The organism is Agathobaculum sp. LCP25S3_E8 (assembly GCF_052117165.1).
Classification (GTDB): domain Bacteria; phylum Bacillota; class Clostridia; order Oscillospirales; family Butyricicoccaceae; genus Agathobaculum.
The window spans coordinates 22779-28778 of the sequence record NZ_JBQKJR010000040.1; the positions used below are offsets into that span (position 1 = coordinate 22779).

General features: G+C 54.0%; 6 protein-coding genes. All 6 read left to right on the forward strand.

Going from position 1 to position 6000, the window contains the following annotated elements; all coding sequences use genetic code 11:
- The first annotated feature begins 346 nt into the window (after positions 1-346).
- The 6 genes from ACTQ34_RS12720 to ACTQ34_RS12745 all read left to right on the forward strand — a co-directional run bounded on the left by ACTQ34_RS12720 (position 347) and on the right by ACTQ34_RS12745 (position 5870).
- On the forward strand, positions 347-1522 hold the full coding sequence (locus tag ACTQ34_RS12720) for an ABC transporter substrate-binding protein (protein ID WP_441364153.1): 1176 nt from the start codon (positions 347-349) through the stop codon (positions 1520-1522).
- A gap of 248 nt (positions 1523-1770) precedes the next feature.
- On the forward strand, positions 1771-2652 hold the full coding sequence (locus tag ACTQ34_RS12725) for a branched-chain amino acid ABC transporter permease (RefSeq protein WP_373163856.1): 882 nt from the start codon (positions 1771-1773) through the stop codon (positions 2650-2652).
- A 14-nt stretch (positions 2653-2666) separates the two neighbouring features.
- The gene (locus ACTQ34_RS12730) at positions 2667-3743 is read left to right on the forward strand and encodes a branched-chain amino acid ABC transporter permease (protein ID WP_441364154.1); all 1077 of its coding nucleotides are present in this window, start codon (positions 2667-2669) and stop codon (positions 3741-3743) included.
- Between the two features lie 2 nt (positions 3744-3745).
- On the forward strand, positions 3746-4504 hold the full coding sequence (locus ACTQ34_RS12735; protein ID WP_441364155.1) for an ABC transporter ATP-binding protein: 759 nt from the start codon (positions 3746-3748) through the stop codon (positions 4502-4504).
- Positions 4505-4523: 19 nt separating this feature from the next.
- On the forward strand, positions 4524-5231 hold the full coding sequence (locus ACTQ34_RS12740) for an ABC transporter ATP-binding protein (protein WP_441364156.1): 708 nt from the start codon (positions 4524-4526) through the stop codon (positions 5229-5231).
- Positions 5232-5243: 12 nt separating this feature from the next.
- Positions 5244-5870 (forward strand): AAA family ATPase, encoded by a 627-nt coding sequence (locus ACTQ34_RS12745; RefSeq protein WP_441364157.1) that lies wholly within the window; start codon positions 5244-5246, stop codon positions 5868-5870.
- The last annotated feature ends 130 nt before the right edge of the window (positions 5871-6000 follow it).

Below are 6000 nucleotides of genomic sequence, written 5' to 3' on the forward strand. Positions count from 1 at the left end.
ACGGACGAATGTGATGAAAAGCAGGCCCGGGCGATGTCCGGGCCTGCTTTTTCGCGCGCATCGCAGCGACGGCGCAGAGGAGCGGGAAACGGATGCAAAGAAACCTGCGTAATGCTGAAAACGATTGCATGATTCCTTGCACGGCGGACAAATGTTTTTCGGAAGAAAGCACAAAATTTGCATTTTTGTTCAAAAGATAATCGGTATTTTTTCTGAAATTGCACGCAAATTGAAAAAAACAATGCCGATTTTACAAAACCGTAGTATAATAAAAAATAATCTGAACGCTTTACAGAAATAAATTCTGCGGGGCGGGGGAGATTATACAGTAAAGGAGAAGATTATCATGAAGAAAAGTCTCAGCATGCTGCTGGCCGGTTTGATGCTGGTCGGTACGCTGGCGGGCTGCGGCGGCAATACCGGGAGCAACGATAATGCGGGCACCGATGACAGCAGCGCTTCCGGCGCGGCGTTCAAGATCGGCGGCACCGCTCCGTTGACCGGCGATGCAGCGATTTACGGCAACGCGGTTGCACGTGGCGCGCAGATCGCGGCGGATGAAATCAACGCCAAGGGCGGCATCCAGATCGAGCTGAAGTTCGAGGACGACGAGAACAACACCGAGAAGGCTGTCAATGCGTATAACAACCTCAAGGACTGGGGTATGCAGCTGTCTCTGGGTTCGGTTACTTCCAAGCCCTGTGAGGCGATTTCGACCGATATCAATACCGATCGTATCTTTGCGCTGACCCCGTCGGCATCCTCTGTGGCTACCACCGAGGGCAAGGACAACGTGTTCCAGATGTGCTTTGCTGACCCGAACCAGGGCACCGCTTCCGCAGACTATATTGCGGACCAGAAGCTCGGCACCAAGATTGCAATCATCTGGAAAAATGACGACGTTTACTCCACCGGTATTCATGACAAGTTTGTTGCTGAGGCACAGGCAAAGGGTCTGAATATCGTTTCTGAAACCACCTTTACCGACGCTTCCGCGACCGACTTCTCGGTGCAGCTGAACGATGCAAAGGATAAGGGCGCGGATCTGGTATTCCTGCCGATGTACTACACCCCGGCATCCCTGATTCTGACGCAGGCGAACTCCATGGGCTACGCACCGAAGTTCTTCGGTGTGGACGGCATGGACGGCATTCTGGGCGTTGAGAATTTTGATGTGAAGCTGGCCGAGGGCGTCATGCTGCTGACTCCGTTCAACGCGGACGCTACCGACGAGAAGACCGTTTCCTTCGTTACCAAGTACAAGGAAGCATACAGCGAGGTTCCGAACCAGTTCGCAGCGGACGCTTATGACTGCATCTATGCATATGCACAGGCGCTTGAGGCTGCCGGCGCAACGACGGATATGTCCAACGAAGAGCTGTGTGACGCGATGATCGCGCAGTTCACCTCCATGACCTTCAACGGCCTGACCGGCGAGAACATGACCTGGGATTCCACCGGTGCGGTTTCCAAGAGCCCGAAGGGCATGGTTATCGAGAACGGCGCATACGTAGGTATGTAAAAACAGGTTTCAAGGGGAATGCGATTCTCCTTGAAGCGTGAAAATGGTGTGCGCGGCGCGCACCCGAACACAAAAGACGCAAGTGAGCAGCAAAGGAGGGCGCCGTATTTTGCGACGGCCCTCCTTTGTCTGTTTTCCCGTTCACCGGCATTATGGGGTGGGGCGACGGCTTGACCGAGGCTGCCAAGCCACCGCCCCATCCCACAAACGGATAAGAGAAATGAAAAAGATTTGAGGTGTATGAAACCATGAGCTTTCTCAATCATCTGATAAACGGCATCAGTCTGGGAAGCATTTACGCAATCATCGCGTTGGGATACACGATGGTCTACGGCATTGCCAAAATGCTGAACTTTGCGCATGGCGACGTCATTATGGTCGGCGGGTATATGTGCTTCTGTGCCACAACCTATCTGGGCTGGCCGCCAATTGCAGGCGTGCTGCTCGCAGTTGTGGTCTGCACGGTGCTGGGCGTGGTTATCGAGCGGTTGGCATACAAGCCGCTGCGCATGGCGCCCTCGCTGGCGGTACTGATTACGGCAATCGGCGTTTCCTACTTTTTGCAGAACGCGGCGCTGCTGATCTGGGGTTCGAGCACAAAGAGCTTCACTTCGGTGGTTGGCGGTGACCCGATTCAGTTGTTCGATGGTCAGCTGACCATCACGCGCGTGACGATTGTCACGATTGTGGCGTGCATTGTTATCATGATTGCGCTGACGCTGTTCACCGGCAAGAGCAAGATGGGTACAGCGATGCGGGCGGTGTCCGAGGATAAGGGCGCGGCACAGCTGATGGGCATTAATGTTAACACAACCATTTCGCTGACCTTTGCCATCGGCTCGGGCCTTGCCGCTATTGCAGGCGTACTGCTCTGCTCGGCTTATCCGACTTTGCTGCCGACGACCGGCTCGATGCCCGGTATCAAGGCGTTTACTGCGGCGGTATTCGGCGGCATTGGCTCGATTCCGGGCGCGCTGCTGGGCGGCATTCTGCTGGGCGTGATTGAGATTTTTGCCAAGGCGTACATCTCAACCCAGCTCTCGGATGCGATCGTGTTTGCGGTGTTGATTGTTGTGCTGCTGGTCAAGCCGGATGGCCTGCTCGGCAAGCGCGTAAGCGAAAAGGTATAAGGGGGGCGGAAACAATGAATAAACTGAAAAAGTATGCCGCCTCTCGCAGCGGACGCGATGCGTTGCTGTCCTTTGGTATTGTCATTGTCGCATTCATTGTGGTGCAGGCGTTAGTGCTTACCGGCAATATTTCCAGTTCGATGAAGGGACTGTTGGTGCCGATCTGCGCCTATATCATCATGGCGGTATCACTGAACTTAACCGTTGGTATTCTGGGCGAGCTGTCACTTGGCCACGCGGGCTTCATGTCGGTTGGTGCGTTTTCCGGCATCGTGGTAACTACGAGTCTGGCGGACGCGGTTCCGTCCGGTGTTGTGCGCCTGATTCTTGCCATCATTGTCGGTGCAATCTGTGCCGCCATCGCGGGCGTCATTGTCGGCGTACCGGTGCTGCGTCTGAAAGGCGACTATTTGGCCATCGTGACGCTGGCGTTCGGTGAAATTATCAAGAACATCATCAATGTGCTTTATATTGGCAAAGATGCATCCGGCCTGCACTTCAGTATTCTCGAGCAGAAGTTTCAGCTGGCGGACGGCGGCAAAATGATTATTAACGGGCCGATGGGCGTATCGGGTGTAGAAAAGCTGTCCAGCTTTACCTCGGGCTTTATCCTCATTCTGATTACGCTGTTTATCATCCTGAACCTGATTAACAGCCGCTCGGGCCGTGCAATCATGGCGGTGCGCGACAACAAGATTGCAGCCGATTCCATTGGTATTGCTACCACGCATTATAAGCTGATGGCCTTCGTCATTTCCGCGGCGTTCGCGGGCATGGCGGGCGCGCTGTATGCGATGAACTACTCGACCATCACGGCGGCTAAATTCGACTTCAATACGTCCATTCTGATTCTGGTGTTTGTCGTGCTGGGCGGACTGGGCAACATCTGGGGTTCGATCATTGCAGCAACCTTGCTTACGCTGCTGCCCGAGCTGCTGCGTGCGGTCAATAATTACCGTATGCTCATTTACGCGATCCTGTTGATTACGATGATGCTGTTCAACAACTCCTCGCTCAAGGAGCGCCTGCTCGAAAAGCGTGGCATGAAGCAGATGGAAAAACTGGAGAAAAGCGAAAAGGAGGGTGCGTGACCATGGCAATGCTGGAAGTTACTTCGCTGGGCATTTCCTTCGGCGGTCTGCGCGCCGTCGATGAGCTGAGCATGAAAATCGAAGAGGGCGGTCTGGTCGGACTGATCGGGCCGAACGGTGCGGGCAAAACAACTGTGTTCAATATGTTGACCGGCGTATATCGCCCGACCGACGGCGGTATCCGTCTGGACGGACAGAACCTAATCGGCAAAAAGCCGCACGACATCTGCAAAATGGGTGTGGCGCGCACGTTCCAGAATATCCGTCTGTTCTCCGAGCTGTCTGTGCTGGATAACGTAAAAACCGGTCTGCACAACGAGATTACGTATACGCTCGCGGAAAGTCTGTTGCATATTGGCTCATATCGCAAGAAAGAGCAGGCAATGGACAGACGTGCGATGGAGCTGCTGGAGGTGTTCGGACTGGAAAACGTCGCAGACTATAGGGCGGCTAACCTGCCCTATGGTAAGCAGCGCAAGCTGGAAATCGCGCGTGCATTGGCGACCGATCCGATGCTGCTGCTGCTCGATGAGCCGGCGGCGGGCATGAACCCGAACGAAACCGAAGAGCTGATGGAGACGATCGAACTGGTGCGAAAAAAGTTCGGCGTGACCGTGCTGCTGATTGAGCATGATATGAAGCTGGTTTCGGGCATCTGTGAATATCTGTATGTGCTCAATTTCGGCCGCCTGCTGGCTGAAGGCACGCCGTCTGAGGTGCTGAGCAATCCGGAGGTCGTTACGGCCTACCTTGGCGAATGAGAAAGGAGGAAACCAACCAATGGCAATGCTGGAAGTCAAGGATATCAACGTATATTACGGCCTGATTCATGCGCTGCGTGACGTTTCCTTCGAGGTAAACGAGGGCGAGGTCGTTGCACTGATTGGCGCGAACGGCGCGGGCAAGACCACGACGCTGCACACCATTACCGGTCTGCTGCCGTCCAAGGGTGGTACGGTGATGTTTGAGGGCAAGGACATCACCAAAAAGCCCGGTCACGAGATCGTGCGACTGGGTATGAGCCATGTACCGGAAGGACGACGCGTATTTTCTGGGTTGACCGTGCGCGAAAACCTCAAAATGGGCGCCTATACTCGGCCCAAGAGTGAGGTGGAATCCTCTTTAGCTGAAGTCTATCAGCGTTTCCCGCGTCTGGAGGAACGTAAAAACCAGCCCGCGGGTACGTTGTCCGGCGGTGAGCAGCAGATGCTGGCCATGGGCCGTGCTCTGATGGCGAAACCGCGCATCCTGTTGCTGGATGAGCCGTCGATGGGACTGTCTCCGCTGTTTGTCGGCGAGGTGTTCAAAATTATTCAGGAGGTTTCGGCAGCAGGCACGACTGTGTTGCTGGTTGAGCAGAACGCGAAGAAAGCGCTGTCCATTTCCGACCGTGCTTATGTGCTGGAGACCGGCAAGATTGTAAAAACCGGCAAGGCATCCGACCTGCTCAATGATGACGCAATCAAAAAGGCATATCTGGGTGAATAAGGGGGAATAAGTATGAAGCCGTATATTATCACCATCGCCCGCCAGTATGGATCGGGCGGAAAGACGGTTGGCAAAATGCTGTCCGACCGGCTGCATATCCCGTTTTATAACCGAGAGATTATTACAATGGCATCTGAGGACAGCGGCATCAATGCGATGCTGTTTACCGATGAGCGCCTTAAACCCGATCTGATCACGCGTTTGAAAAGTCGGTATAAGGGCGATTTACCGTTGCCGAGCGATTCCTCAAAAGCCTATTTGCGGGATGACGCTCTGTTTGATTATCAGGCGAAAATTATTCGTAAGCTGGCCGATCAGGGACCGTGTGTGTTGATTGGACGCTGCGCAGACTATGTGCTCAAGGGGCGTTCGGATGTGGTGCGTGTGTTTGTACACGCGGATGCGGATTTCTGCCTCGAGCAGGCGATGAAAGTGGACTCGCTGCCGGAGAATGAGGTCGCACGCAAGATTGCGGAGATTGATGAATACCGTGCAAAGTATTACAAACATCACACCGGCCATGACTGGTATGATGCGCGCAATTACGATCTGTCGCTCAACAGTGGAGTGCTGGGTTTTGACGGCGTGGTCGAGGAGATTGTGCAGTATATGGAAGTGCGGTCGCAGTTCCAGAAGTGAAAAAACACACCCTGCGCCATTAGCCGGGTGGTCGTAAAACAGTAAAATAAAAAATGGTGAAAACCTTGTGTTTTCAAGGGGTGCGGCGTGACTTCGGTCACGCCGTTTCCTCTTTCATCAGCTCATTCAG

Excerpts from the sequence above, each read along its gene's own strand:
- ACTQ34_RS12720 (WP_441364153.1), top strand. The coding sequence starts at position 347 with ATGAAGAAAAGTCTCAGCATGCTGCTGGCCGGTTTGATGCTGGTCGGT.
- ACTQ34_RS12745 (WP_441364157.1), top strand. The coding sequence starts at position 5,244 with ATGAAGCCGTATATTATCACCATCGCCCGCCAGTATGGATCGGGCGGA.
- ACTQ34_RS12730 (WP_441364154.1), top strand. The coding sequence starts at position 2,667 with ATGAATAAACTGAAAAAGTATGCCGCCTCTCGCAGCGGACGCGATGCG.
- ACTQ34_RS12735 (WP_441364155.1), top strand. The coding sequence starts at position 3,746 with ATGGCAATGCTGGAAGTTACTTCGCTGGGCATTTCCTTCGGCGGTCTG.
- ACTQ34_RS12725 (WP_373163856.1), top strand. The coding sequence starts at position 1,771 with ATGAGCTTTCTCAATCATCTGATAAACGGCATCAGTCTGGGAAGCATT.
- ACTQ34_RS12740 (WP_441364156.1), top strand. The coding sequence starts at position 4,524 with ATGGCAATGCTGGAAGTCAAGGATATCAACGTATATTACGGCCTGATT.